The sequence below is a fragment of the Ruegeria sp. H6 genome, from assembly GCF_056532975.1.
The window spans coordinates 185,897-210,409 of the sequence record NZ_JBQFOA010000005.1 but is presented as its reverse complement, the minus strand read 5'-3'; the positions used below and the strand labels follow the sequence as shown (position 1 = coordinate 210,409).

Below are 24,513 nucleotides of genomic sequence, written 5' to 3'. Positions count from 1 at the left end.
GCAAAGGAGGACTATGTCCTGTCTCTACATACCCAGGCGGGTTTGCCCGCCGATGAAGGGGCCTCAGTGATGGCCCACTCTCAGTCCATCAGCGACAAGCTGCTTGAACGTATCCTTTCCTCACTTTCCGATGACAAGGCCGAAGACGTCGTGCAGATCAACCTGCAAGGCAAGTCCTCGGTCGCGGATCACATGGTGATTGCCTCGGGTCGGTCGACCCGTCAGGTCTCGGCCATGGCGGAAAAGCTGACGGATCGCATCAAGCAGGAATTCGGCTTCACCTCGAAGGTCGAAGGCAAGGATGCCGGCGACTGGGTGCTGATCGATACGGGCGACGTGGTCGTTCATATCTTCCGCCCCGAAGTGCGCGAATTCTACCAGCTGGAAAAGATGTGGCTGCCCCAGGGCGGCAGCGCCTCGGCCAACTGAGGCGCTATCCCGGCCTGTATTGAAAGGCCGGGGGCGAGAGAGATATGCGGATCAGCATAGTTGCGGTCGGGCGATTGCGCGCCGGACCCGAAAAGTCCCTGCTTGATGACTACCTGACCAGATTTGACCGGACCGGGCGCGGCCTGGGCCTTGGGCCTGCGCGCGTGATCGAGGTTGAAGACAAGAAAAACGCAGGGATGAGGACCGAGGCCGCGCTGTTGCGCAAGGCGCTGCCCAAGGGGGCGGTGATCTGCACGCTGGACGAGCGCGGGCGGGTCATGTCGTCACCCGATTTTGCCAAGAAACTGGGCAATTGGCGCGATGCCGGGCGGCAGGATCTGGCGCTGATCATCGGCGGGGCGGACGGAATAGACCCTGATCTGCGGGCTGAGGCTGATTTTTCCATCTCGTTCGGGTCGATGGTCTGGCCTCATATGCTGGTCCGTGTGATGCTGGCCGAGCAACTTTATCGGGCCGCAACCATCCTGTCAGGCGGCCCTTATCACCGGGTCTGAAACATGACGCAGCTTTTGATCGTATTTCATTCGCGCACGGGTGGGAGCCAGCAGATGGCCGAAGCGGCGGCGGATGCTGCGCGTGATGAGGTCGAGGTTGTTTTGAAACCTGCCGATGACGCAGGCCCCGAGGATCTGCTGACCGCAGATGGCTATATCTTTTGCGCGCCGGAAAACCTGGCGGCGATTTCGGGCCTGATGAAGGAATTTTTTGACCGCACGTATTATCCGATTTTGGGCCGGATCGAAGGCCGCCCTTATGCGCAGATGATCTGTGCCGGATCGGATGGAGAGAATGCCGCGCGGCAGGTGGCGCGGATTGCAACAGGTTGGCGGCTGAAAGAGGTGCAGCCGCCGCTGATCATATGCACCCATGCCCAGACGCCCGAAGCCATCCAAGCCCAAAAGACCATACCGGACGCGCAGCTTGACCAATGCCGCGAGATTGGTGCGGCGCTGGGCGCGGGTCTGGGAATGGGAATTTTCTGAGGCCTACTTCAGCGTCACAACCGTGGTGGTGTCACTCCAGCCGCCGACATTCTCGCGCGCCTGCACTTGTACTTGCGTCGTGCCATCCGGGATCGCGACGCCGCTTAAGGATCGCATAAAGGGCTGCTCATCGACATGGGGGTGGTGCAGGACACGCATGCCCAGCTCATTCCCGTCCATATCCAGCACGCGCCAACCGTCGGCATAGTCGTCCCATCCGGTATCGGCGTGGCGGATCGTGACGTCGAATCGCCACGTGCTACCGTTTGACTTGGCCACGACATTTTCGATCGTCGGCGGGTCGGCAAAGGCGGGGCTGGCCAGAAAGGCCGAGAGAATCACATATCGCATGGTCTGAATGTAGAAGTTGTTGTGCGGCATGGGGATCACGTCTTTGTGTCAGGGGCCTGGGTCATCAGAACGGCGCGCGAGCGCGAGGCAAATTCGCGCCTGTACAGTACCCCGAAGGTGATCGCCGTGCCCAGAATCAATGCGATCGGGCCCAGTATCCAGGCCAGCGATGCAAGGGCGAAATAGGTTGCGCGCAATGCGCGATTGAAGCTGCGTGCGGCGGTGACGCAGATCTCGGCGGCCTGTGCGGCACGCGGATAAGCCAACGGATCTTCGGGATCGTTTGGCACGGCGGCCATCAGAACGGCACAATATCCGAACAGGCGATGTGCCCAAACGTATTTCAGAAAGGCATTGGCCAGAAAAAGGATTACGATCAGTATCTTGATCTCCCACACCACGGCGGGTGCGCTGCCGATGGCAAGATCCTGGGCGACGCCTGCCAAGCGTTCCGTGTTGCCCAGCAGGGCCAGCCCGCCGCCGATGGCAATCATCGCGGTCGAGGCAAAAAAGGTGCTGCCTTGCCGCATCGCCGCCACGACCTGAGCGTCAAACATGCGCGGCTGCCGGGTTACCATTTCGCGCATCCAGTCACGGCGGAAGTCATCCATCACCATTGAAACGGATCGCCTGCGTGGCGGGGCGTTTTCGATCCGCCATCCGATCCATAGCCAGGCGCCCAACAAGATGGCGACAGCCACAAAGTCAGCAGGCGAAAAAAGCTGAGCTCGGTCAATCCATGTCATGGCGCGACAGTACGTCCTGATCTGTGAACTTGCCAGATGTCGAAATTGGTAATATTATTTTACCAAATTGGAGGATCAGCGATGGAAATGCCTCAGCCAAACCCTGCCGTTCTGGCGCGCAAACAGGCGGTCGCCGCGCGTTTGCAGCGCGTTCTGCCGCCTGATGCGGTGATTGAAGATCAGGCCGAGACACGCGCTTATGAATGTGACGCGTTGACCGCTTATAAATGCCCGCCGATGCTGGCGGTGTTGCCATCGACCACCCAAGAGGTGTCGGACGTTCTGCGCATCTGCCACGAAGAGGGCGTGCCTGTCGTTCCGCGCGGTGCCGGAACGTCTCTTGCCGGTGGGGCCTTGCCGACTGCGGATTGCGTGATCCTGGGTGTGGCGCGCATGAATGACGTGCTGGAGGTCGATTATGACAACCGGTTTATCAAGGTTCAGACCGGGCGCACCAATCTGAGTGTAACCGGCGCGGTAGAAGAGCAGGATTTTTTCTATGCCCCTGATCCGTCATCGCAGTTGGCCTGCGCGATTGCGGGTAACATCGCGATGAATTCGGGCGGGGCGCATTGCCTGAAATACGGCGTGACCACGAACAACCTGCTGGGCGTCACCATGGTCATGATGGACGGCACCGTGGTCGAGCTGGGCGGAGCGCATCTGGATGCGGGCGGCCTGGACCTGCTGGGCGTTATTTGTGGCTCCGAAGGTCAGCTTGGGGTCGTGACCGAAGCAACCTTGCGCATCTTGCGCAAACCGGAAGGGGCCCGGCCGGTTCTGATGGGCTTTGACGACAATGCCGTGGCGGGTGAATGCGTCTCTGACATTATCAAATCGGGTATTTTACCGGTCGCGATCGAGTTCATGGATCGGTTGTGCATTCAAGCGTGCGAGAATTTTGCCCATGCCGGATATCCGGATTGCGAAGCCCTGTTGATTGTCGAGGTTGAAGGCTCGGACGCAGAGATTGACAGCCAACTGGCAAAGATCGTCGAGATCGCCAAACGTCACAACCCGGTTGAGTTGCGGGAAAGCCAATCGGCGGATGAAAGCGCCCGGATCTGGTTGGGCCGCAAATCCGCGTTCGGCGCGATGGGTCAGATGAACGACTATATGTGTCTGGACGGCACGATCCCGGTTTCGTCCCTGCCGATGGTGCTGCGACGTATCGGCGAGATGAGCGAGGACTACGGCCTGCCCGTGGGCAATGTGTTCCATGCCGGGGACGGGAACATGCATCCTCTGATCCTGTTTGATGCCAACAAACCCGGCGACCTTGAGAAATGCGAGGCCTTTGGCGCGGATATCCTGAAACTATGTGTCGATGCGGGCGGGTGCCTGACCGGCGAGCATGGCGTAGGGATCGAAAAGCGCGATCTGATGAGCCATCAATATGCGCCCGAAGACCTTGAGGCGCAGATGGCGGTCAAGGATGTGTTCGATCCCGCCTGGTTGCTGAACCCGGCGAAAGTGTTCCCCTTGGGCGTATCCGAGGCGCGCAGGATGGCGGCGCAATAAAGGGGCTCTGCCCCCTTACCCCCGGAGTATTTGGAAAAAGATGAAGCAGATGAGACCTGAGACAGAAGCCGAACTGGCGGATCTGGTGGCGGGGCTGGACAGTCCGGTGCGCATTGTTGGCGGTGGGACGCGCGGCGTGTCAGGGCCTGCGTCGGAATTGTGCACAGCCGGCCTGTCCGGCATCACCTTGTACGAACCCGGAGCATTGACCCTGGTTGCCAAGGCCGGAACACCGGTTGCCGAGATCGAGGCCGCTTTGGCCGCCGAGGGGCAACAATTGCCCTTTGAACCGATGGATCATCGCGTATTGCTGGGAACCCGGGGTGTTCCGACCATTGGGGGCGTCGTGGCGGCCAATATCTCGGGTCCACGGCGCATTCAGGCCGGGGCGTGCCGGGATTTCCTGCTGGGGGTGCGGTATGTCGATGGTCAGGGCCGCATCATCAAGAACGGTGGCCGCGTCATGAAGAACGTGACTGGTTATGATCTGGTCAAACTGATGGCAGGCAGTTGGGGCACTTTGGGTGCATTGACCGAAGTGTCGTTCAAAGTGCTGCCCAAACCCGAGGCGAAAGCGACGTTGGGCTTGCGCGTATCGGGGCTTGGCCAGGCGGTTGCCGCAATGTCCAAGGCCCTGAACTCTCCGTTCGAGGTTTCGGGCGCTGCCTATGATCCGCAGGACGGGTGCGTCTGGTTGCGGATAGAGGGGTTTGCGGATTCGGTTGCGTATCGGCAGGCGCGCTTGCAGGACGAACTGACGGAGTTTGGCGCAGCGGAGGGTGTCGAGAATTCGGATGACCTGTGGCAGCGCATTCGCGATGTATCGGCATTTGCTGAACGGGAGGGGGATGTTTGGCGGCTTTCGGTCAAACCCGGCGACGCTCTTGCGGTTTCAGAACGTATCGGCGTGCAGGACCTGATGTTTGACTGGGGTGGCGGGCTGATCTGGGCCTTGGTCCCTGACGGGACAGACCTGCGGGCCGCTTTGGCAGGGGTAGAAGGGCATGCAACCCTGGTGCGGGCCGGGTCAGAGACGTTTAAGAAACTGGGCCGGTTTCAACCGGAAAACGCTGCAATTTCGGCTCTGACACAGGGTCTTCGGCAGAAATTTGATCCTCGGGCGTTGTTCAATCCGGGACTGATGGGGTAGCGCGATGCAGACGACATTCACCGAAAAGCAGCTGCAGGACCCGGCCATTAAAAGGTCCAATGAAATCCTGAGAAACTGCGTACATTGTGGGTTCTGCACGGCAACATGCCCCACCTATCAGGTCCTGGGGGATGAGTTGGACAGCCCGCGCGGGCGCATCTACCTGATCAAGGACATGCTTGAAAATGAGCGTGTGCCCGATGAGAAGACCGTCAAGCATATTGACCGATGTCTCTCATGCCTGGCTTGCATGACCACTTGCCCTTCCGGTGTTCATTACATGCACCTGGTCGATCATGCGCGTGAGTATATCGAGGCGAAATACAAGCGCCCCTTCTCGGACCGTGCGCTGCGGTGGATATTGGCGCGGATCCTGCCTTATCCGATGCGATTTCGCTGGGCTTTGATCGGGGCGAAGCTGGGGCGTCCGTTTCGGTTTCTGATGCCGGACGCCCGGTTGCGGGCGATGCTGGACATGGCCCCGAAACACATCCCGCCTGTAAGTCGCAACGATGATCCGCAAAGCTTTGCCCCGAAGGGTTCGCGCAAGATGCGCGTTGCGTTGATGACCGGCTGCGCGCAGAAGGCGCTGAACACCGACATCAACGACGCCACAATCCGGCTGTTGACCCGGTTTGGGTGCGAAGTGGTCGTGGCCGAAGGGGCCGGGTGCTGCGGGGCGTTGACCCACCACATGGGAAAAACCGAAGAAAGCCATGCAACCGCTGCGGCAAATATCAGGGCCTGGACGCGCGAGATGGATGGCGATGGTCTGGATGCCGTTGTCATTAACACCTCAGGGTGCGGCACAACGGTCAAAGACTATGGCCACATGTTCCGCAACGACGTCCTGGCCGATGATGCGGCACGGGTTTCGGCGATTGCGATGGATATCTCTGAACTTTTGGTGCGGCTCGATTTGCCCGAAGGCGACGCAAAAAACCTGAACGTCGCATATCACGCCGCCTGTTCCCTACAGCATGGGCAGAAGATCAAAAGCCATCCGAAGGACCTGTTGAAATCAGCAGGGTTCACTGTGTTAGAGCCTGCTGACGGTCATTTATGTTGTGGAAGCGCCGGGACCTATAACCTGATGCAGCCTGCGATCTCGGCCAAGCTGAAAGATCGCAAGGTGCGGACGCTTGAGGCGCGGACCCCCGATATCATTGCTGCGGGAAATATCGGCTGCATGATCCAGATCGGGTCTGGTACGCAGGTTCCGGTCGTTCACACTATCGAACTGCTTGATTGGGCGAACGGCGGGCCGGTGCCACCTGCGCTACAAAGAGGCGCTGATCCGGCGGTGCCGATCCTGCGTTGATGCTGTTGTAAAATCTCCTCAGCCCCGCGGCGTCGGGCCGAATTCGGCGCAACTTGCCCTATTTTTGCCCAAGGTCCTGCGTAACGTCAGCTTTCGATACTTCCATCGGAGAGCCGCGTGCGTAGTTGGATCATTGCCCTGGTTCTGGGTTTATTACCGTTTGCTGCAGCGGCGCAGGACACCGGGCTGAAAAGCCTGGATACGACGGATGCGGGGCGCCAGTGGATGGCGGTCGGGCGCCTGAACATAGATGGTGCCGGATTTTGCACTGGCGCGCTGATTTCGCCCACGCTGGTACTGACCGCGGCGCATTGCCTTTTTGACAAAGCGACCCGCAAGCGGATTGATCCCGCCCGGATCGAGTTTCTGGCAGGGTGGCGGCTGGGTCACGCGTCGGCCTATCGCATCGCACGTCAAACAGTCACGCATCCAGAGTACAAATTCCAACGCGACGACTCGCAAAACCGCGTGCGCAATGACATCGGGTTGATCGAGCTGTGGCAACCGATCCGCAACACCTCGGTCATACCGTTTGAAACCGGTCAACATCCCAGCTTGGACGAGGTTGTCGGCGTCGTGTCTTACGCCCAGGACCGGTCCGAGGCCCCTTCGTTGCAAGAGGTTTGCTCGGTCATTGCCGACCAATCCGGCATTTTGATCATGTCCTGTGACGTCAACTTGGGCTCGTCCGGTGCGCCGGTTTTCTCTCTTGAGGGGGATCGGCCCCGCATCGTTTCCGTCGTCGCCGCCATGGCGGAACTGGATGGCAAACGTGTGGCGCTGGGAACGACGTTGGACGAGTCACTGCAATTGTTGCGCTCGGAACTGTCCGCAGGGCGCGGATTGGTCTCTTCGGGTGCGGGTGCCAATATGGGCAAAAATGTAGGTGCGAGGTTTTTGAAACCATGATCCGTTTTGTTTCGTTACTGGCTATATGTGTCTCTATTATTGGGACTTCGACCTTGGCGCAAAACAGCGGCAAGCGTCGCCTGACGGATCGCGATGACCTGATTGGCTGGGAGGCTGTTGGCCGTCTCGACTTTGACGGTGGCGGGTTTTGCACAGGAACCCTGATCGCGCAGGATCTGGTTCTGACCGCGGCGCATTGCGCGTTGGACAAGTCCACCGGCAAGCCTTACCCGCCGGGTGAGTTGACCTTTCGCGCAGGTCTGAGCGACGGGAAATCCTTGGCAGATCGCAAAGTCATACAAATTGCGGCGCACCCCGACTTTGTCGCCAATGCGCCGGTGTCCGGCCCGCGCGTTCGGGTCGATGTCGCGCTGATGCGTCTGGATGAACCGATCCCCTATACGGTTGCAAATCCGTTCGCGTTCTTCGATGGCCGTATTTCGGGCAACGAAATCAGCATAGCGTCCTACGGACAGGGACGAGAAGAGGCGATAACCCGTCAGCGGTCTTGTGAAATCCTGCAACGCGGCCAGGACCTGATCGCATTCAACTGCGACGTGACCTTTGGGTCTTCTGGATCGGCCATTCTGGCCAGGAAAGGGCCGCGATGGCAGATCCTCTCGGTGGTCTCCGCCGTTAGCTTCGATGGGCGCCGCAAGGTTGGTTGGGGCATGGAATTGCCCGAAATAGTCTCTGAACTCAAAACCATATTGCGTCGTGACAAGACCGGGCCAAAAGCCAGTATCCGCCGCATACAGCCGGGGTCCGAAAAGTCGAAATCCGGCGCCAAGTTCATCAGTGTCGACGGGTCTTGAACTGCATCGAAACGCTACCCATGTGAACTGTATCGGATCGCCGCGAACGGGGTCCGATGCAACTCACCGCCCGTCCGAACGGAGGGCACATTTCGTAAATCGCTCTGAATGAGGATAACGACACATGCGTAGCTTTGACTTTGCACCGCTTCACCGCGCCACTATTGGCTTTGACCAGATTGCCGACATGATGGATCGCGTTCTGACAAACGATGTGGCGCAGCCCACATACCCGCCCTACAACATCGAAAAAACCGATGCCGACACCTACCGCATCTCTGTTGCAGTCGCCGGCTTTGCCGAAGCCGACCTGTCGGTTGAAGTGAAGGAAAATGCCCTGATCGTCGCCGGTAAAAAGGCCGCCGAGGACAAGGATCGCAGCTATCTGCACCGTGGCATCGCCACCCGTGCGTTCGAGCGCCGCTTTGCCTTGGCTGATCACGTGCGCGTCACCGGCGCCAGCCACGAAAACGGCATGCTGAATATCGATCTGAAGCGCGAGGTGCCCGAGGCCCTTAAACCGCGCCGGATCGAGATCTCTTCGGCCAATGCGATCGAAAAGGACGTGGTCGACGCCAAAGCCGTGAACTGAGGCTTGTCGATCATACCGCGATAGCCCTGCCTCTCAGGTCTATCGCACACTACGCGCCCCGCGTACCTCCAGACGCGGGGCGTTGTTCCCCTGGTTAGAGCCTGTTCTGTGCTGTTTCGCGCAGGTTCGTGTCGAGGTTCTGTGGGCGACTTGCCTCAGGACCAAAGGCAAATAGTACGAGTGATTGGAAGGAAACTGACATGAAGAAGTTAACTGTATCTTGCCTGCTTGTCGGCACATTGGTTCTGGCCGCATGTGGCGCGCCGACGACCGCGACCCAGGCGCAAGTTCAACACGATGCACGCTGTGCTGCAGGTGTCTTGGGTGGTGCTGCCCTTGGTGGTGTTGTTGGCAACCGCTTTGGGGGCGGAACCGGCAAAACGCTGGCCACCGCGGCCGGTGCCGGGCTTGGAATGTATGCCGGCCAGTCGGCCTGCTACTGACAAGGGCACACAATCCAAAAATATAGCGCCGCGCAGGAATTGCGCGGTGCCATTTGTTTTTGGGGGCAGGTTTTAGTTCCCAGCGGTGACCGAACCGATGGACCAGAACATTGTCTCGCCCGAGGCATCGTCGACACCGTCATTGTCGGTCATCACAAACGCCTCGCCCGAGGGCAGGATGGCAAGACCTTCGATCTTGTCCAGAACATAACCGCCGGTCGAGGTCAGGTCGGGCAGCAGGTCGCGAACCTCTTGCTTGCTGACGACGGGCAGCGGGCCGCCCAAGGGGGCCGGGGTCATCTCGGACAGCGGGATGCGATAGACCTTTTTGGTCACGGCGCGGTGGTCATGCTGATTGTCGCGCTCGATGACATAGATATGATCGCCGAAGGCCACGATTTCCGACAGGCCGACCCAGCCGGTGTCAGGCTGCGCTTTGGGATAGTGCACAGCACCCCACTCACCGCTTTCCAGATTGTAAGCCACCAGTTTGACGTGGTTCGCCGGATCATCGCTCCATTCGCGCTGCACGGCCATCCACAAGGTATTGTCGACCTTTGTAATGCCTTCAAAGCCAAAGCGCTTTTCAACGGCCATCAGTTCTGGTGGCAAGCCAATTTCACCTTTGCGGTCCTCGATCAGACCATCCCCGCCAACGTGATAGATCGCGTGCGGGATAACCCGGTCCGTGCGACCCTCGGAAGCGACGTAAAACCCACCCTTGCCGTCCAGCGTGATGCCTTCCAGATCCAGCTTTTGCGCCGGATTGCCGTCCTGACGATGGATGCGGATCACGTCAACGATGCGGGCGGGTTGCTGGCTGGGATCAATCTTGAAGATCGAGGGCTGAAAGCCGTAAAAGCTGTCATTCACCGCATAGATCATGCCGTCCGAGTCAGCGACCAACCCGGACAGGGCACCCCATCCAATCAGCTCATCAGCACCTGCCGAAGTCAGATGCGGATAGGTGGCCGGGGCGTCCTGATACTCAAAGATCGACACATGCGCCCGCGGGCCACCATCTTCGATCAGGTCCTTTTCGTTGGCCGAAATCAGCAGGTTGCGTTCGGGGATCGCAACATATCCTTCTGGGCCAACACCCGAGGGCAGCAGCTGTTTCAGAACCGGGTTCGCCGGGTCGGTGGCGTCATAGACCCCAACGACCGAGGCGCGTTCGGCCCCGACAAAGATCATCGGCGTGCCACCGAACGTGGCAGCGGTCACGCTTTCCGGCTCAACCCCTTTGGCGTCCGAGCGTTTGTCGGGGTAGTGGCCAATCTGGATGATGGCTTTCTCGAAATCAGTGCCGTTTTCGTAAACAACGGTGCCGTCCTTGTGAAAGATCGTCCAACCGCGCGAACCGCCTTGATAATCGCCTTCGTTGGCGGTGGCGAAGTGGGTGTCGTCGATCCACTTCACTGCGTCCGGTTCGCGCAGGCGGCCCGGTTGGCTTTCGGTAAAGATCAGCGCGCCGCGTTCATCCGTGGAGTCGATGCCTTCCAGATCCACCGCGCCCGCTGAGAAATGGCTGATGACGTTGCCGTCCTTGTCGACAACTGCGATGTGGTTGTTTTCCTGCAAGGTCACGACAGTTTCGCCAAGGTCGTTGATGTCGACGAATTCAGGCTCGGGGTCAGTCGGTGCAACGTCTGCCAAACCGGTCAACGAGGCCATCTTCCTGCCCGCACAATCCAGCGCTCCGTCGCTCAGCGGCACCAGCGCCAACTCACCCGCGGGCAGTTGCGGGATGATGCCGTCATTCAGGTCCTCATCGCGCTCGTTTTCAATCGCCACGGCGACAAAGCTGCCATCGGGGGCAATTGCGACACTGTCGGGCTGACCACCCAGATCACAGGCGCCGGTCTCGGCCTTGCCCGCGATATCAACCGAGATCAGCTTGCCCGACGGCGCGGTGTAGCTTTCCGAGGTGTTCACACCCACAAAAGCGGTCGCGCCGACGATGCCCACGGATGTCGGCTCACCCCCCACCTCCATCGCGCCCAAAGGGGCCGGATTCGCAGGGTCGGTGATATCCACCATGCCGATCACACCCATCGGGCTGTCGGTATAGACCAGCGTCATGCCATCCGCAGTTGCCGCGATGATCTCGGGCGAGGTTTTGCGGTTGGTATCGGCCCCTTCGGCCATGTTTTTGACGACCGGGAAAGACGCAATTCGGTTGAAGTTCATCTCTGCCGCTGCCTGACCGGCGGTCAGGGCAAGGGCAGATGTCAGGCAGACAAAGCGCAATGACATCGGTAAGTATCCTCTCTCACTTGGACGCAAGTGGGATGGACGGGGATCATCACGCCAAGATGACGGTTTTGATTCAGTTTGGTGACAACGTGACCAAAGCGTTGCAACCGGAACGCGAAATGATCTTTCCACGCACGGCACCTATCTTTTTGCCCCCGATTTTGCCAATCTTTGCAGGATTTTAAGGCCCAAGGGGATGTAAAAAGGCGTAACATTGCCTATCTATTGGGTACATAAACAAAAAAAGGGATAGCAGATGTCGAACCAGCAGTTTGATGCGTTGATTCAGGAAACTCAGGCGAAAGTGCGTGAAAGCCAATCGCAGATCGAGGGGCTGACCTCGCGGATTGAGGCTGCGCGTGCCAAAATCGGCACTGCCGAGGCGGATATCGATATCGAAAACGCCACTTTGGAGGACGTGCACGCCCATACCGAGGTGATGAACGCCAACATCGCCGAACTGATCATGGGGCTGGACGACGTCACCAACGCGTTTTCCAAGGATTTCGACGAGATGCGGTCAAAAACCGGGTGGGAGTCCTTCGTTGGCATTTTCGCCAAGGGCAAGTCCGAGTCCATGCGGCAGGAGCGTATGCGCACCGCCAATATCGACGACAAGCTGCAGGACCTGATCGCCAAATCCGACGTGATCGTGAAGCTGCTGGAAGGGCAGCTGTCGGTTCTGGAAGAACAACGCGTCAAGGTCGAGGACAACCTGACCGTCACGCTGGATGACCGTGAGGCGACCGTGGCCGAGCTCGAGGCATTGCGGGCTGAGATTCAGGGCATGGACCCGACGATTATCACGCTTGAGAACAAGATCAGCGTCGAACAGGACGCCGCCGCGCGCACCCAGTTAGAGACCGAACTGGCCGAGCTGAACAAGCAATACAACGCCAAGGTTCAGGAAGAGCAGGTCAAGCTGGCCAAAAGCCAGACGCTGGAGCGCTATATCGAAAAGGGCAAGACCTGGGTCGATTCACTGCAGAACCAGGCGGCGACGCAGATGGTGCTGATCAACAAGCTGCAAACAGACACGCAACAGCGCGTGGTGCTGTATGACGCCCTGACCAAATCGCTGAAAACCGCGCAGCAGCAGGACGTGGCCCACCGCATCAACGAGATCGGCGTGCAGACGGACCAAGAGGCGCAAACCGCCATGGCCGCTATTGGTACTGCGACCAACCAGAAGATGGCAGACATGCTTGAGGCGCATGAGGATCACATGGTCTTTGCCCGCGACGTGCTGGAGAAAAAGGCCAAGGCGGATGAACGCTTTGCCCGCCGGTTCGCCTCGATTGTTGAGAAGCATGATAAGAATTTGTATGGTGGATGAGCAAAACAAGATAGGCAGAACCAAGAAAACTCTTTGGCTTGGTTTTGCCTTGCTTATTTGGCCAATCATTGCAGCTTTTCTATCAGGTCTTCTATTTGCCCAAGGCAACATAGGGATGTTGTTAGCGCGGGTGTCATATCACTTGGCGTATCTGCTCGGAACGCCGAGTTTGCTGGTCGGAGCGGGAACCGTTTTGTGGTCACTTGTATTGTTAAAAAAACAGAAGCGCCAATTGCAAACGAACGTGAACAGTAATGAGTGACGTTAACCCCGCCCAAGACCATGTCGGCCTGACCGACACCTTCGCCTCGCGCCGCTATTTTCGTAAATTCGAGGTGATAACCGTTCACCTCCTGCGCGTGGCCGCGACGATGGAGGCAGAGGGCGCGATCAGCAAGCAAGAGGTGCGGATCGTGTCGCGCTACCTCTCGGGGCTGCTCTACACCTTCCGCGCGCTATCCATGAAATACCTGCTGGTCGGGCGCGATACGGGGCGGTTCTTTGGCAGCCTTGCCATGGACAAACGCGACAGCGGGTTTCCGGTGGCGGCCGAGCTGCTGACGATGGCCAACGACGCACAGCAAGCGCAGGTGCATCTGGCGAATATGCCCTCGGAAGACGACCTGAAAACCGACATGGTGCGCACGATCATCGGGGATCAGGAAATCCCCACCAAGCTGCAATTTGCACTGTCTCAAAGGCTCTATTACGAGGAATTGCTGAAGGGTCAGCTATTCTGGGCCCGCAACGATCCCGAATGTCATTGGATCGGGAATGAGGGCGAGCGGCGCAGGTTCATGATCCATTGGGCGGTCTATGACAGCCAAATCAACCTGCCGGTCATCTACCTGATGCAGTTGGAGGACAGCGGCAAGACTGCCCTGCCCAAGGATCAGCGTCGCTGGCCCGAGGTGCAGGCGCATCTGATGGCGCAGTCTTTGGGCGGGTTGAAGCTGGTGACCATCGCCAAGGGCTTCGATCAGGATTTCGACGACCTGCACCCCAAGCATTTGCGCCGCATCCATGTGGGGCCGATGTATTCCTCGGCCTATACGGAACAATCCGGGCCGTTGCGGCGCGTGCTGGAGGATGCGCAGTCGCCCGAAGGACAGGATTGGGCGCTGGCCTGGACGACCGAAGAGCTGGAAAGCGAAGAGGTAATCGAAGAGCGCGCCGGATGGTTCTCGACCGTAGAGCGTGAGGTTTTCACCTTGGACCCGTTCGGCGGGCAGGGAGCCCAGACCGGGGCAACACGCACCCAGCGCTCGATCATCCTGCCGCAGCGCCCGTTTCAGGTGCTGGCCGAGCGCAACCCGCCGGGCTTTGGTGATGTGCGCAAATTCGTGGTCAGCAAGACAGGGCAGGTGTTGCGCTATTAATATCGCCTTCGGCGAGAGTATTTTTGAAAAGATGAAGCATGGGCGGTTTTTGAGATGAGTTTGACGTCAGATCAGATGGAATTGCGCGAGGCGGATATTCGCAAACATTATCCGGCGGCGACAGCTTTGTTGAACGGGTTTGAACATGCGCCGCGGATTGCCAAGGCGGTTGAGGCTGCGGTTGAACGGTCTCCTGGTGTGTCATCCGGGCGGCGGTTCCGGTCAACCACGCCTGGTTTGGTGACCCGGCGCACGGCGCGGGCGGACGGGGTGCATCTGGTTGAGCGGATTGAGGCATCGGATGATGGCGACACGCTGGTCTCTCCGCCTCAGGCGACCACGCAGCAAGGCATTCGCCGGGCGATTGCGATTGCGTTGGCTGTGGCCGAGGCTTATGCGGAACAGACCCCTTTGGCAGATCTCAAGCGCGCCAATCTGGCCGGCGATTTGCCCGTCGCGCGCAAGTCAGAGTTCTCTGACCTGCTGACGGCGGAGGCGCTGATCACCTTGCATGTGCTTGGCAATGCGCTGGCCTATCTGATGTCTTCGCATTTGGGTGAAACCACCGTGGATATCGGTGAGATAGAAGAAGTTCTGACCGACAATGGCCAGTTGGCTCTGCACGGCGCGCTGTGGGAGTTGGACCAGTCGCTGGCCAAACACGCGCCCGACGATGCGCATTTGATAGCGGCGGTCGGTGCCTATGCCGAGCAGTTGATGGACAAGGCTGCGCTGCGCGCCCAATCGGCGGGCCATCTGGCCCCGTTCCAGAACGCTGCCTGGCATATTGAGGCCGATGATCTGACCATCCGGGGGTTTGAACCGACCTCCAAGGCCAAGTCGACCACCCTGACCATGACGTTCAAAAAGCCGAATGAGGTGGTCGGCAACCATATCGCCAAGTATCAGGCCATGAAGCTGGCCAAGATGGTGATGGCCTACGATTTCGACCGCCGCCTGAACCCGTTTGCCGAGCTTGGCGGGTTTATCTTTACCTTCATGGGCGACGGTAAACCGGGGACCGGCAAGACGACCCTGATCCAGATGATGGCCGGGCTGATCAACGATTATTGCCAGAACGCGGGCTATCCGTTTCGCTATCAGAACCTGAGCACCGACAATATCGACAGCTATCAGGGCAAGTCCGGCCAAAACGCCAAGGCCTTTATCAACACGATCATTGATCCCTCGGTCATCGGCTTTGGCACCATCGACGATATCGACCAACTGGCGGGTAAACGTGGCGACCGGCAGTCGTCAGCCGGGCAGCTTGAGATAACAGCTGTGCTGATGGAGAGCTTTGCGGGCGCCAACACCGTTGTGCGCGGCAACTGCACCTTCGGCATGTTCTCGAACTACCCCGAGAATGTGGACGACGCCCTACGCCAGCGGGCGGGCGCGCGGTTCCTTGTGGACGGGCCGCAAACGCGCGAGGATTATATCGACATCCTGCACCTGCTGATGGGCCGCAACCACGACATTCCGCTGGGCGAACACGAAGCCTACGCCGCGCAGGAGATCAAAAAGGCCGTCGCGGCCAGTTTCGAAAGCCACGCCCGCCCGCATGAGGACGCGTTGTTGCAGGTCTATGACCGGGTCTCGGGTGAGATCGGCCATATGGATACGATTGCCAAGCTGGGCACTTACCTCAAGGCGATCCAACAGGCGGATGAGCGTTTCACCGGCCGCGCGATCAAGAACATCACCGACGCGGTCAAGGTCCGCGCGATGGATTTCGAACTGCCCGACGAATGGATGGAGAACCCCGACCTGTTCCTGTTCCGCGACTACGACACCAAGAAGGCGATGATCGAGGACCTGCGCCAGCCGATCACGGTGGAAATGGTGATGCAAGAGATCAACCGCTACGCCGACAGCGAGTTCCGCTATGCCGACAAGAGCGACGAGGTCGCCATCGAAAACGCCGTCCGCGAGATGGGCCGGATGGAAGAGGCCAAGCGGCGGTATCTGGAGGGCAAGGGATAATGCTCGTCTACGCGATTACTGGCATTGCGCTTGTATTGGGCCTGATCCTACCTCTGCGCTGGGGCGTGTTCGGCTTTTTGGGCGCGGTGGCGGTACTGTTTCTCACCCAGTTCGGTGTGAACGCAGGCAGCGGGTTTGAGGGCACCTCTTGGGAGGAGTCCCTGATCCTGTTCGAAGGCAGTATGGTATCTTACATCGGGTTCAACCTGCAGATCACCGCGCGGGCATTTGCGTTGCCGTTGCTGGTGTTGGCGGTTGTGGTTGTTGGTCGGTTTAAGAGATGGGGATAAGAAACGTGTCGCAGCGAACGAACAACCAGACCGTCAACGGATTTCTCTACCCTGACAAGAGCGGCGTGGCCGCTATTGAGAACGCGGTGCGCGAGATAGGTCGGTTAGAAGAGTCCAAACGGCTGAATCTGGAGGGCAAAGGGTAAGTGATACTTGGTACGTTTTTCTTTCTCTTGGCGGTTGCCGCACTACTCCCAGTTTTGCTGCTTTCGCTTTCCGCATTTGAAGGGTCTATTTTAACTCGCATCGAATTGCTGGTGTCTACTTACAGCGGTACACTTTTGTCTTTAGGTACAGTGTTTTTGGTTTCCAGTCTTGCTATCCTTTCGACAAGAATTTCGAACAAATCAGCCGAGGAGCGCGAGAGATACAGCCGGAGAATTCAGGCCAGCCTGCAGATGTCAGAGTTTAGACTTAAGTGGATTGAAGAACTAAGAGACGAAATCGTCGAACTTCAAGCAGAGCTGTCACTTTCGGATGCCAAAACGATCAACCATAGGGAGGTGCTAATAAAGTTCCGTCGAATTTTCCTTATGTTAAATCCCAACGAAGATGAAACTAAAGAGCTGAAGGAGTGCTTTACCGAAATTTTGGAGAAAAACCGTAAAGGTCAAACGAAGGAGAAAGCCAGCAAACTGAGGCAGTTTGACAAAATTTCGCAGACAATACTAAAGACTGAGTGGGATCGCCTAAAGTCCGACTTAGAACAGGCTCAGGACATGGATTTATAAAATGATCCGCCTCATCGAAAAAGGCCTGATGTTTGGCAATCTCGTCCACATCTCCAGCCCGGCCTTGGTCGAGCGGTATAACCGCGCGTTGCAGCATCTGGCGGGCAAAACCACGGGATTGGCGGATTTCCATGTCGATATCTCGGGCTATTCGCCTGAGATCGGGCAGGAACTGGACGACCCGCTCTACCTCAATCCCAATGGGGTCAACCGGCAGTTCATCCTGCTGACGACCGAGCAGAAACGCGCACCCCTGCTGAACGTGAAATTCTCGACCTCGCGCGATATTCTGCGGGAATTCATCGAGATGAATGAGGCGCAGTTGTTTGCCCTGACCGCCACGGATGCGGTGGCCGGAGAGCTGGTGAATTCGGTCTTCAAACTCACAACGCCGCGCGATCTGCTGAACCTGCGCAAGATCGAGATTGAGGCCGACACTGCAGGCGGAACGCTGCGCAAGGCCACGCAATTGGCTGGTATGGTCGAGCGGTTCAAAACCGAAGAGGATGCCTGGTTCGATGACGTGCTGATCGCGCAGATGATCGAGACGGCCCGGGACACGGGCGATGTGACGCGCAACCCGGTGCGTTTGCAGCATACCGTCTTCGATCACCGCAATTTCTGGACGGCGCATTTTGGTGGGTTGTACCTGTTTCCCGATGTCGACCATCCGGCGGTGATTTGTGTTGGGGACCGGCCCGAGGATCTGCCCTTTGAATATGTGTTCGACCTGAAGCAGCGCAATCGCATCGCCAAATTCCTGGGGCTGAACGGGCTGGTTGAAACCATTGTCGAGGCACGGGGCGTGGACTCGGTCGCCATCCTGCAACAGAAGATGGATTTCCTGACCGTTGCCGCTGCGGCAGATGCGGGGGTGGATCTGACCGGGCTCGACCGGGGGGACATGCGGCGGCTGGCGCGAAACCACGCCGACCGGCTGTCCGATGCATATCATGGGCTGTCCGAATTGCTGCGTTGGGCGACGGATGGCGGGTCCTGGCCGCGGATCACCTCGGATCACCCGGCCTATTTCTATACTTTGCGCGCGGCGGATACGCCCAATCGCGATCTGGTCAACATGCTGCTGGCCGAGCTTGCCCCGCTGGACCCGCGTCAGATGTTCATCTGCCACAAGGAGCTGTTCTACAGCACCTATGCGCGCTGGCCTGAAAGCAAAAAGGCCTATGTTGCCGACTTCCTTGCGCGCGAGTATCAGGTGGACAAGGCCGGTGCCCGTGCGGCGCTGTTTGGGCGGGAACCGGATATGAGTGGTGAGGATCGCATCAGCGACGCAATGGTTGCGCGGGTCGGTCCATGGGGCGCAGTCGGGAGGCGTTAGATGATCGTTGCAATCCGTTTTCTGATCCCGCTGTTGGTCGTATTGACCGTGATCTATGTTGCGCTTTCGATCTATTCCCGTCTGGTCCGGCGGCGCAAACTCATCGCGCATTGGGAAAAGAAAGGTCTGAATGGCGATCGAGACGCTTTTCTACAGCGCGGGATGCGGCAATACGACAGTTCGTTTCGCAAGAAGTTGCTGTTGGGCGTCTATGTCATTCCGCTGGGGGCAATCGCCGTGCTGATCTACATTACAAATTTCAAATGAGGGCCGGATAGATGGTCTATGTAAAATGGTCGTTCATCATTTTGTTCTGGGGTCTGGTGGCCGCGGTGTTGGAGTACACCCTGCCGCAACAGGATGTCGTTCGGGTCGTCAAGACCGAGGTTCGGCGGGTCGATTTCGGTGAGAACTCGATTTTCTGGGCGCAGCAGGATACCGGGCAAGAGGGCGCGCTTACCGTCAACCGCGATGTGCGCTTTGTCGAAACCTTCCGCCCAAATGGAAAACCGCGCGTTTATCGCAACGAAGACACCGGTTGGGGCTGGCCGCCCTATTTCAAGCTCGACAGTTCGAACCTTCAGGCAGAGCTGACCAACCTCGTGTCGACTGAGGCGGATCCTCAATGGGTGGTGCTGCGCCATTATGGCTGGCGCAATCAGCTGATGTCGATCTTCCCCAACGTGGTGTCGGTACGCGCGGTCGACAGCCCGGATGTGCGTCTGATCCCCTGGTTCAACATCATTTTCCTGACGGTATTCTTTGCCATCGTCTGGGCGATCTGGGTCCGGTGGCGCAGGTTCCGGAAAAAGCGGATTGACCCGATGCTCGAAAATGTCGAGGACGGGTTTTATGCCGCCGGCGACGCGATCGAAGAGCGCCGTGGCCGTTTTCGGCGTTGGCTGGATAGCTGGAAATCCAAATAAGAAGGCGGTTAAGGGTCAGTCTTTTTTGGTCCTGACCCCTTACCTGACCACAAACTCCGCATGAAGGGCGCCCGCCGCTTTGATCGTCTTCAGGATGTCGATCATGTCGCGGGGTGAAACGCCCAGCGCGTTCAAACCGGCGACCACTTCGGACAATGTGGTCGCTTCGGGGATTTCGGCTAGGCCGGTCCCTTCCTCTTCCTCGATGCCAGCAAATGTGCGGGGAACGACGACCGTCTCACCCCGGGCAAAGGGATTTGGTTGAACGGCTACCGGCGCTTCTTCAACCGTCAGGGTCAGGTTGCCCTGCGAAACGGCGACGCGCGAAATGCGGACATCCTGCCCCATGACGATGGTGCCAGAGCGTTGATCGACGACCACCCTGGCTTTGCTTTCGGGCTCGACCAGAATGTTTTCAATGCGTCCGATGGCGTGAGCGGTCGAAATAGCTTGAGTCGCGGCAATGTTGAGTTCAACCGTCCCTGAATCGCGCATGATCGCGACGGCGCGGTTGAATTCGGTATTTATGGCCACCTCAATACGACCGGCCGTTGTAAAATCAGGCTCGCGTAAGGCCAATCGCAGTTGGGTCAGGGCGGACAGGTCGAAATCGATCTCTCGCTCCACTCGCGCGCCCGAGGGGATCACGCCCGAGGTTGGAACGCCGCGCACCACCGTTGCTGCCTCGCCCTCGGCCACAGCGCCGCCTGCCAGCACCGTGCCTTGTGCGACGGCATATATCTGACCATCAGCCGCGTTCAGCGGCGTCATCACCAGAGTGCCTCCCAAAAGGCTTTTGCTGTCGCCGATCGCAGACACGGTGACATCGATCTGACTGCCGACCCTTGAAAAGGGTGGCAGTGCCGCCGTGACCAGAACGGCAGCGACGTTTTTGGGGCGAAAATCCTCTCCATTAACGTTCACGCCCAGACGTTCGAGGATGTTGGACATGATCTCTTCAGTAAAAGGTGAGTTGCGCAGGCCGTCACCGGTGCCATTCAGGCCAACAACAAGACCGTATCCGACAAGGTCATTGCCGCGCACGCCGTCAAAATCCACGAGGTCCTTCAACCGGATTGTCCCGGCGAATGCCAAACCTGGCAGCAGCGCAAATACAAAGATCAGAATTTTCATCACAGGAAGTTCACCAAAGACAGGCCAGCGTTTCGAACGGTTACCGAGTAGAGGCTTTCCAATTGGAACTGCACGGTCTGCAGCTGCGCGGCAGTTTCGTAAGGATCGGCGGCAATCAACGTGTTGCGGGCGTATTCTGATGTTGTGCGTGCGGCTGCATTGCGTGTCTCGGCCTGTGCGATACGGGCCTCGGCAGTTCCGACTTGGGCCCGCAGTTTGACGGTTTCATTGTCGCTATTGGCCAGGGCAACGCCCAGCTCTTTGAACAGGCCGCTGCGTTGATTTTCTGGAATGTTCAATGCCGGGTCCGATGCCAATGCGGCCAGCGCAACGTCCCGCATCGCGGCCTTCAATGCCGGATCAATTGCCGAGATCGACATGTCGACGCGTTCGTTTTCCGAAATTTGCATTGGTGCGAGAGCATTGGCAGAGCCATTGTAGATCGCCGCATCAAATCCCGCGGGATCATTGAACCAATCCTCGGCGGCCTGACGAATATCGGAAATGGTTGGCAAACCCGCCACTTCGGTACGGAGCGCGCCCAGCAAGGTGTCCGCCGAAGCCAGCGGGCTGACATCTGTGGCTGTGCCACCAAACAGGCTGCGCCCCCCCGCTCGGGTGTTCAGGGCGGACACCATTGTATCCAGCTCATTCCGGGCGCGCACCGATGCCTGATCATGGGTCACGGTTTGATTGGCTGTGCCAAAGGCCAATAGCGATCCGGACACATCGGAAACCGAATCGGAAAACGTCTCTAGACTCAGCTGCATGGCATCGGCGAACAGTTTTGCCTCTGCCGTTGCGGTCCTGAACGCGTCCAGACGTTCCAGATTGTGTTCCAGCCCCAGCAAATGGGAATAGTCCCCGTGCAAATGATCGGCGACGTCGCGAACTTTGCCGGTCGACATTTCATAGGAGAGGCCTTCGATCTGGGTTTTGATTTCCGTGCTGCGGGTTCTGAGCGTCAGACCGCGGGCAAGATCGCCGATTGAGTTCAAGGTCATTCTTAAAGCCTCAGCAAAGTGTCCATAAGTTCGTCCACGACCGAGATGATCCGAGCATTCGCGGCATAGGCCTGTTCGATCTGGATCATGCGCTGTAGTTCAGCATCGCTGTCGACGCCGTCTTCGGCGAGGATGCGCTCCATCTCGATCTGAGAACTGGCAGCGAAAGCCTGTCTTGTCTCGGCCACATGGGCGTTTGAACCGGCACGCGACGCGAGCGCCTCAAACAGTTCGGAGGCGCGCATGTTGCCCGCGCCCAGGCTTGCGCCGCTGATCGGTCGGGCCTGTTCCAGAATGGCCCCAAAGGCCTGCAATTGCGTTGCGTCGCCAGGGTCGCCCGATGCCAGAGCGCCCAGACCGGTCCGGAAGGTCCAACTGTTGCCCCCCGCTGATGGGTCAGCGATGCCATTAAGTTCTATCCGAGACGCAACCCCGACGCGGGTCGTGGGGTCAAAGCGATTGCCATCATCGGTGAACACGCCGGGATCCGTGGGCAAGGCCGTTGGGTCCAATCCCGGCGTTTCGAACCGTTCGATCAGGTCCGCTGCGACCGTATCCAGCTCTGCCTGCGCAGATAGGGACAGGTCGTCGCGAATTTCGAATTGCGCGGCCAGCTCACCACCGCGTATCTGCGCGAAATCGCCGCTGACCCGGACAGGGTTGCCGTTCATGGTCAGACCAGACAACAGCCCGTTGGCAACCGTCATATGCGGTTTCGTATCACCCGTGGTGTCAAACGAAAACTCGGCCGCCGTGTCTTCGAGCATGATCAGACCACCGTCCGAATAGATCGAGACCTGATTGTTGTCGCGGGCGATGACGTTGACCGGCACAATTTGGTTGAGTTGGTCGATCAACACTTGTCGTTGATCCATCAACGCGCCGATGTCGCCGCCGGAATTCTGGACCGAGGGTATCTTGGTGTTCACCGCTTCGATATCTGCCAGCGTTTGGTTCAACGAGCCCACCAGCCGGCCGATTGACCGATCCGAATCGGACCGAAGCTGCCGCAATCCTTCCGACGCTGTATTCAGCGACGTCGCCAGATCCTTGGCCGCGCGCGTGGCCTGATCCAGCCGTTCAATAGAATCCGGTAGGCTGGCCGCGGTGATCAAGCTGCTTTCGAATTGAGAAAGACGCGCGGCGATCGAGCTTGGATCATCGCCCGTCCCCACCAATGCCTCGAATTTTGTGTGGAATTGCGAGGTCGTTGATGCAGCTGCCAAATCCGCATCTGTGGCACGACGGTTGGCAACCAGAACCGGGTCCTGGTGCCGGGTGACACCAACAACGCGCACGCCATGACCCGAAATCACGTTTGTGGTCAGCTCCAGCGACCGTCTGGCATAGCCCGGGGTCAGCACGTTGGCTATGTTTTTGGATACCACTGCCGCCCCGCGGCTGGCCGCACCCAGACCCCCGATTGCGTTATTCAGGGCTGTCGACATGTTCATCGCTGATCTCCTTTCAGGTCCTCAGCTGTTGTGTCAGCGTTTGATGTTGGTGGTTTCCTGCAACATCTCGTCCACCGTCTGGATCACCTTGGCGCTTGAGGAATAGGCGCGCTGGGTCTGGATCATCGATGTGAGCTCGGTCGCGACATCTGTTGTCGATTCTTCTCGGGCAAAAGAAATCAGGTCGCCGGTTGGCCCTTCACCTGCATCCCACAGGAAAAACGTGCCGCTTTCGCGTGATGGCGCATAGGTCTGGCTGTCCAATGCGGTCAGCCCGTTTGGATTGGGTACATCAGCCAGTGGCACTTGGTACATCAGGCGGCTGACGCCGGTGTCATAAAAGGCGTAGACATAGCCTTTTTCGTCGACCTGAACGCTGGTCATCGTACCAACCGCCGATCCGTCGCGCGTGATGGAAACGGGCGCAAACGTATCAGATAGCTGAGTAATGCCGTCGGAATCGCCGATCTGCCCGATATTCACCTCAAGCGGGCCGCCAGCGACATTGACCACAAAACTCCCCGTGACCGGATCATAAGCCCCGCCTGAAACCGGGGTGACACTTGCCAGCGTTCCCCCCGCAGTCCGGCTGTCGGTGAAGGTCAATGTGTATTCGCCAATCACCGCCCCGCCCGAGGCCGAGTCCCGCAAGACCAAAGTCCATTCGTTGCTTGAGCCAGTGGCAGGTACGGTCGGGACCAGTTCGATATCCACTTCTTCGGATTTCCCGAGGTTATCGAAATACTCGACCGACAAGGGCTGTGAATCGCCCGGTGCGCCTGCATCCGTGGCGGTGGCCGGCAGGTTCATGCGCAGGTTCATTTCGGTTGTGGGCGATCCTGAAAGCTTATTCACGCTGAGCTGGACCGGTTCCAATGCGGCGGGTGTGTCACGCGGCACACTGGGGATCGTGCCATCTGCGTTGGCGGGCCACCCCAGCAGAACAAGACCGGATTCGGTGACCAGATAGCCCTGATCGTTAGTGCGGAACGATCCGGTGGTGGTCAGCAGCATCTCATTCGATGTCGACCCGATTTGTGAGCTGGAGCGTACCGGCAACATGCCCCGCCCACGCACGGCCAGATCTGTCGAATTGTTCGTTGTCACCAGCGAGCCGCGCTGATCGATGAGCCGCTGACTAGTGGTTCTGACACCACCCGCCGAATAGCTGCCACCCTGGCCGGACGTGACCATGGAATGAAAATCGGTTTCAACCCGCTTGTACCCGAATGTCGAAGAATTCGCGATATTGTCGGAAATGGTGGCCAGCCTGTTGGCGTTCGCCTTCAGTGCAGCCACACCGGCATTCAGAGACGAGGAAATGGTCATCGGCGCGCCCTTTTGTTGCGTCAGTCGTTGAGGCAACAGCTAACGCGCCGGGCCTTAACAGCGCGCTA

The 24,513-nt window shown here is 58.5% G+C and carries 26 protein-coding genes; 19 read left to right on the top strand and 7 right to left on the bottom strand.

The genetic code is table 11. The annotated features are described in order from the left end of the window. The first annotated feature begins 69 nt into the window (after positions 1–69). The 3 genes from rsfS to ACR0AG_RS11855 are packed head-to-tail and all read left to right on the top strand — an operon-like array spanning position 70 to position 1,433. Positions 70–429 carry a ribosome silencing factor gene (gene rsfS, locus ACR0AG_RS11865; RefSeq protein WP_039541351.1) on the top strand — a complete coding sequence of 120 codons (360 nt, stop codon included), beginning with the start codon at positions 70–72 and terminating at the stop codon, positions 427–429. A 44-nt stretch (positions 430–473) separates the two neighbouring features. Further along, positions 474–944, top strand: coding sequence for a 23S rRNA (pseudouridine(1915)-N(3))-methyltransferase RlmH (gene rlmH, locus ACR0AG_RS11860; RefSeq protein WP_480839055.1), 471 nt, complete (start codon positions 474–476; stop codon positions 942–944). Positions 945–947: 3 nt separating this feature from the next. Then, entirely contained in the window at positions 948–1,433 is a 486-nt protein-coding gene (locus ACR0AG_RS11855) for a flavodoxin family protein (protein WP_480839053.1), read from the top strand. A gap of 3 nt (positions 1,434–1,436) precedes the next feature. On the opposite strand, the gene ACR0AG_RS11850 is transcribed toward ACR0AG_RS11855, so the two are convergent. Continuing rightward, positions 1,437–1,784 (bottom strand): hypothetical protein, encoded by a 348-nt coding sequence (locus ACR0AG_RS11850; protein WP_480839118.1) that lies wholly within the window; start codon positions 1,782–1,784, stop codon positions 1,437–1,439. Between the two features lie 35 nt (positions 1,785–1,819). Next, the gene (locus ACR0AG_RS11845) at positions 1,820–2,530 is read right to left on the bottom strand and encodes a DUF599 domain-containing protein (RefSeq protein WP_480839051.1); all 711 of its coding nucleotides are present in this window, start codon (positions 2,528–2,530) and stop codon (positions 1,820–1,822) included. A gap of 81 nt (positions 2,531–2,611) precedes the next feature. On the opposite strand from ACR0AG_RS11845, the gene ACR0AG_RS11840 reads away from it, so the two are divergent. The 7 genes from ACR0AG_RS11840 to ACR0AG_RS11810 all read left to right on the top strand — a co-directional run bounded on the left by ACR0AG_RS11840 (position 2,612) and on the right by ACR0AG_RS11810 (position 9,281). Beyond that, on the top strand, positions 2,612–4,051 hold the full coding sequence (locus tag ACR0AG_RS11840) for an FAD-linked oxidase C-terminal domain-containing protein (RefSeq protein ID WP_480839049.1): 1,440 nt from the start codon (positions 2,612–2,614) through the stop codon (positions 4,049–4,051). A 49-nt stretch (positions 4,052–4,100) separates the two neighbouring features. Next, positions 4,101–5,201: an FAD-binding protein gene (locus ACR0AG_RS11835; RefSeq protein ID WP_480839047.1), complete on the top strand. Its 1,101-nt coding sequence runs from the start codon at positions 4,101–4,103 to the stop codon at positions 5,199–5,201. Between the two features lie 4 nt (positions 5,202–5,205). Next, complete coding sequence (glcF, locus tag ACR0AG_RS11830) at positions 5,206–6,522, top strand: glycolate oxidase subunit GlcF (protein WP_480839045.1); 1,317 nt, start codon at positions 5,206–5,208, stop codon at positions 6,520–6,522. Positions 6,523–6,639: 117 nt separating this feature from the next. Further along, the gene (locus ACR0AG_RS11825; protein WP_480839043.1) at positions 6,640–7,431 is read left to right on the top strand and encodes a trypsin-like serine peptidase; all 792 of its coding nucleotides are present in this window, start codon (positions 6,640–6,642) and stop codon (positions 7,429–7,431) included. Between the two features lie 53 nt (positions 7,432–7,484). Further along, positions 7,485–8,246, top strand: a complete 762-nt coding sequence (locus ACR0AG_RS11820) for a trypsin-like serine peptidase (RefSeq protein ID WP_480839041.1) — start codon at positions 7,485–7,487, stop codon at positions 8,244–8,246. A 124-nt stretch (positions 8,247–8,370) separates the two neighbouring features. Further along, positions 8,371–8,838, top strand: coding sequence for an Hsp20 family protein (locus ACR0AG_RS11815; protein ID WP_480839039.1), 468 nt, complete (start codon positions 8,371–8,373; stop codon positions 8,836–8,838). Positions 8,839–9,038: 200 nt separating this feature from the next. Further along, the gene (locus ACR0AG_RS11810; protein ID WP_170575120.1) at positions 9,039–9,281 is read left to right on the top strand and encodes a glycine zipper 2TM domain-containing protein; all 243 of its coding nucleotides are present in this window, start codon (positions 9,039–9,041) and stop codon (positions 9,279–9,281) included. A gap of 72 nt (positions 9,282–9,353) precedes the next feature. Here ACR0AG_RS11810 and ACR0AG_RS11805 read toward each other — a convergent pair whose 3' ends face one another. Beyond that, positions 9,354–11,537, bottom strand: coding sequence for an esterase-like activity of phytase family protein (locus tag ACR0AG_RS11805; protein ID WP_480839037.1), 2,184 nt, complete (start codon positions 11,535–11,537; stop codon positions 9,354–9,356). Between the two features lie 256 nt (positions 11,538–11,793). Between ACR0AG_RS11805 and ACR0AG_RS11800 the strand changes: the two genes are divergently transcribed. The 9 genes from ACR0AG_RS11800 (at position 11,794) to ACR0AG_RS11760 (ending at position 19,524) form a co-directional block, all read left to right on the top strand. Then, positions 11,794–12,873, top strand: coding sequence for a hypothetical protein (locus tag ACR0AG_RS11800; protein WP_480839034.1), 1,080 nt, complete (start codon positions 11,794–11,796; stop codon positions 12,871–12,873). Beyond that, positions 12,863–13,135, top strand: coding sequence for a hypothetical protein (locus ACR0AG_RS11795; RefSeq protein ID WP_480839032.1), 273 nt, complete (start codon positions 12,863–12,865; stop codon positions 13,133–13,135). The genes ACR0AG_RS11800 and ACR0AG_RS11795 overlap by 11 nt, the downstream gene beginning before the upstream one ends. Then, a complete protein-coding gene (locus ACR0AG_RS11790; RefSeq protein WP_480839030.1) occupies positions 13,128–14,252 on the top strand; it encodes a hypothetical protein in 1,125 nt (374 codons plus the stop codon). Before ACR0AG_RS11795 ends, ACR0AG_RS11790 begins: the two co-directional genes overlap by 8 nt. Before the next feature lie 54 nt (positions 14,253–14,306). Next, the gene (locus ACR0AG_RS11785) at positions 14,307–16,238 is read left to right on the top strand and encodes an AAA family ATPase (RefSeq protein ID WP_480839028.1); all 1,932 of its coding nucleotides are present in this window, start codon (positions 14,307–14,309) and stop codon (positions 16,236–16,238) included. Beyond that, positions 16,238–16,528 carry a hypothetical protein gene (locus tag ACR0AG_RS11780; RefSeq protein ID WP_480839026.1) on the top strand — a complete coding sequence of 97 codons (291 nt, stop codon included), beginning with the start codon at positions 16,238–16,240 and terminating at the stop codon, positions 16,526–16,528. Before ACR0AG_RS11785 ends, ACR0AG_RS11780 begins: the two co-directional genes overlap by 1 nt. A 146-nt stretch (positions 16,529–16,674) precedes the next feature. Next, on the top strand, positions 16,675–17,259 hold the full coding sequence (locus ACR0AG_RS11775) for a hypothetical protein (RefSeq protein WP_480839024.1): 585 nt from the start codon (positions 16,675–16,677) through the stop codon (positions 17,257–17,259). Between the two features lies 1 nt (position 17,260). Beyond that, the gene (locus ACR0AG_RS11770; protein WP_480839022.1) at positions 17,261–18,598 is read left to right on the top strand and encodes a DUF6638 family protein; all 1,338 of its coding nucleotides are present in this window, start codon (positions 17,261–17,263) and stop codon (positions 18,596–18,598) included. Further along, positions 18,599–18,865, top strand: coding sequence for a hypothetical protein (locus ACR0AG_RS11765; protein WP_480839020.1), 267 nt, complete (start codon positions 18,599–18,601; stop codon positions 18,863–18,865). Positions 18,866–18,876: 11 nt separating this feature from the next. Then, positions 18,877–19,524, top strand: coding sequence for a DUF1523 family protein (locus ACR0AG_RS11760; RefSeq protein WP_480839018.1), 648 nt, complete (start codon positions 18,877–18,879; stop codon positions 19,522–19,524). 39 nt (positions 19,525–19,563) lie between these two features. Here ACR0AG_RS11760 and ACR0AG_RS11755 read toward each other — a convergent pair whose 3' ends face one another. The 4 genes from ACR0AG_RS11755 to ACR0AG_RS11740 are packed head-to-tail and all read right to left on the bottom strand — an operon-like array spanning position 19,564 to position 24,445. After that, entirely contained in the window at positions 19,564–20,658 is a 1,095-nt protein-coding gene (locus ACR0AG_RS11755) for a flagellar basal body P-ring protein FlgI (protein WP_480839016.1), read from the bottom strand. After that, positions 20,658–21,662 (bottom strand): flagellin, encoded by a 1,005-nt coding sequence (locus ACR0AG_RS11750; RefSeq protein ID WP_480839014.1) that lies wholly within the window; start codon positions 21,660–21,662, stop codon positions 20,658–20,660. The genes ACR0AG_RS11755 and ACR0AG_RS11750 overlap by 1 nt, the downstream gene beginning before the upstream one ends. Positions 21,663–21,664: 2 nt before the next feature. Beyond that, positions 21,665–23,116, bottom strand: coding sequence for a flagellar hook-associated protein FlgK (flgK, locus tag ACR0AG_RS11745; protein WP_480839012.1), 1,452 nt, complete (start codon positions 23,114–23,116; stop codon positions 21,665–21,667). 33 nt (positions 23,117–23,149) lie between these two features. Further along, entirely contained in the window at positions 23,150–24,445 is a 1,296-nt protein-coding gene (locus tag ACR0AG_RS11740) for a flagellar hook protein FlgE (protein ID WP_480839010.1), read from the bottom strand. Positions 24,446–24,513 lie beyond the last annotated feature (68 nt).

Excerpts from the sequence above, each read along its gene's own strand:
- rsfS (WP_039541351.1), top strand. The coding sequence starts at position 70 with ATGGCCCACTCTCAGTCCATCAGCGACAAGCTGCTTGAACGTATCCTT.
- rlmH (WP_480839055.1), top strand. The coding sequence starts at position 474 with ATGCGGATCAGCATAGTTGCGGTCGGGCGATTGCGCGCCGGACCCGAA.
- ACR0AG_RS11855 (WP_480839053.1), top strand. The coding sequence starts at position 948 with ATGACGCAGCTTTTGATCGTATTTCATTCGCGCACGGGTGGGAGCCAG.
- ACR0AG_RS11850 (WP_480839118.1), bottom strand. The coding sequence starts at position 1,784 with ATGCGATATGTGATTCTCTCGGCCTTTCTGGCCAGCCCCGCCTTTGCC.
- ACR0AG_RS11845 (WP_480839051.1), bottom strand. The coding sequence starts at position 2,530 with ATGACATGGATTGACCGAGCTCAGCTTTTTTCGCCTGCTGACTTTGTG.
- ACR0AG_RS11840 (WP_480839049.1), top strand. The coding sequence starts at position 2,612 with ATGGAAATGCCTCAGCCAAACCCTGCCGTTCTGGCGCGCAAACAGGCG.
- ACR0AG_RS11835 (WP_480839047.1), top strand. The coding sequence starts at position 4,101 with ATGAGACCTGAGACAGAAGCCGAACTGGCGGATCTGGTGGCGGGGCTG.
- glcF (WP_480839045.1), top strand. The coding sequence starts at position 5,206 with ATGCAGACGACATTCACCGAAAAGCAGCTGCAGGACCCGGCCATTAAA.
- ACR0AG_RS11815 (WP_480839039.1), top strand. The coding sequence starts at position 8,371 with ATGCGTAGCTTTGACTTTGCACCGCTTCACCGCGCCACTATTGGCTTT.
- ACR0AG_RS11810 (WP_170575120.1), top strand. The coding sequence starts at position 9,039 with ATGAAGAAGTTAACTGTATCTTGCCTGCTTGTCGGCACATTGGTTCTG.
- ACR0AG_RS11805 (WP_480839037.1), bottom strand. The coding sequence starts at position 11,537 with ATGTCATTGCGCTTTGTCTGCCTGACATCTGCCCTTGCCCTGACCGCC.
- ACR0AG_RS11800 (WP_480839034.1), top strand. The coding sequence starts at position 11,794 with ATGTCGAACCAGCAGTTTGATGCGTTGATTCAGGAAACTCAGGCGAAA.
- ACR0AG_RS11795 (WP_480839032.1), top strand. The coding sequence starts at position 12,863 with ATGGTGGATGAGCAAAACAAGATAGGCAGAACCAAGAAAACTCTTTGG.
- ACR0AG_RS11790 (WP_480839030.1), top strand. The coding sequence starts at position 13,128 with ATGAGTGACGTTAACCCCGCCCAAGACCATGTCGGCCTGACCGACACC.
- ACR0AG_RS11785 (WP_480839028.1), top strand. The coding sequence starts at position 14,307 with ATGAGTTTGACGTCAGATCAGATGGAATTGCGCGAGGCGGATATTCGC.
- ACR0AG_RS11780 (WP_480839026.1), top strand. The coding sequence starts at position 16,238 with ATGCTCGTCTACGCGATTACTGGCATTGCGCTTGTATTGGGCCTGATC.
- ACR0AG_RS11770 (WP_480839022.1), top strand. The coding sequence starts at position 17,261 with ATGATCCGCCTCATCGAAAAAGGCCTGATGTTTGGCAATCTCGTCCAC.
- ACR0AG_RS11765 (WP_480839020.1), top strand. The coding sequence starts at position 18,599 with ATGATCGTTGCAATCCGTTTTCTGATCCCGCTGTTGGTCGTATTGACC.
- ACR0AG_RS11760 (WP_480839018.1), top strand. The coding sequence starts at position 18,877 with ATGGTCTATGTAAAATGGTCGTTCATCATTTTGTTCTGGGGTCTGGTG.
- ACR0AG_RS11755 (WP_480839016.1), bottom strand. The coding sequence starts at position 20,658 with ATGAAAATTCTGATCTTTGTATTTGCGCTGCTGCCAGGTTTGGCATTC.
- ACR0AG_RS11750 (WP_480839014.1), bottom strand. The coding sequence starts at position 21,662 with ATGACCTTGAACTCAATCGGCGATCTTGCCCGCGGTCTGACGCTCAGA.
- flgK (WP_480839012.1), bottom strand. The coding sequence starts at position 23,116 with ATGAACATGTCGACAGCCCTGAATAACGCAATCGGGGGTCTGGGTGCG.
- ACR0AG_RS11740 (WP_480839010.1), bottom strand. The coding sequence starts at position 24,445 with ATGACCATTTCCTCGTCTCTGAATGCCGGTGTGGCTGCACTGAAGGCG.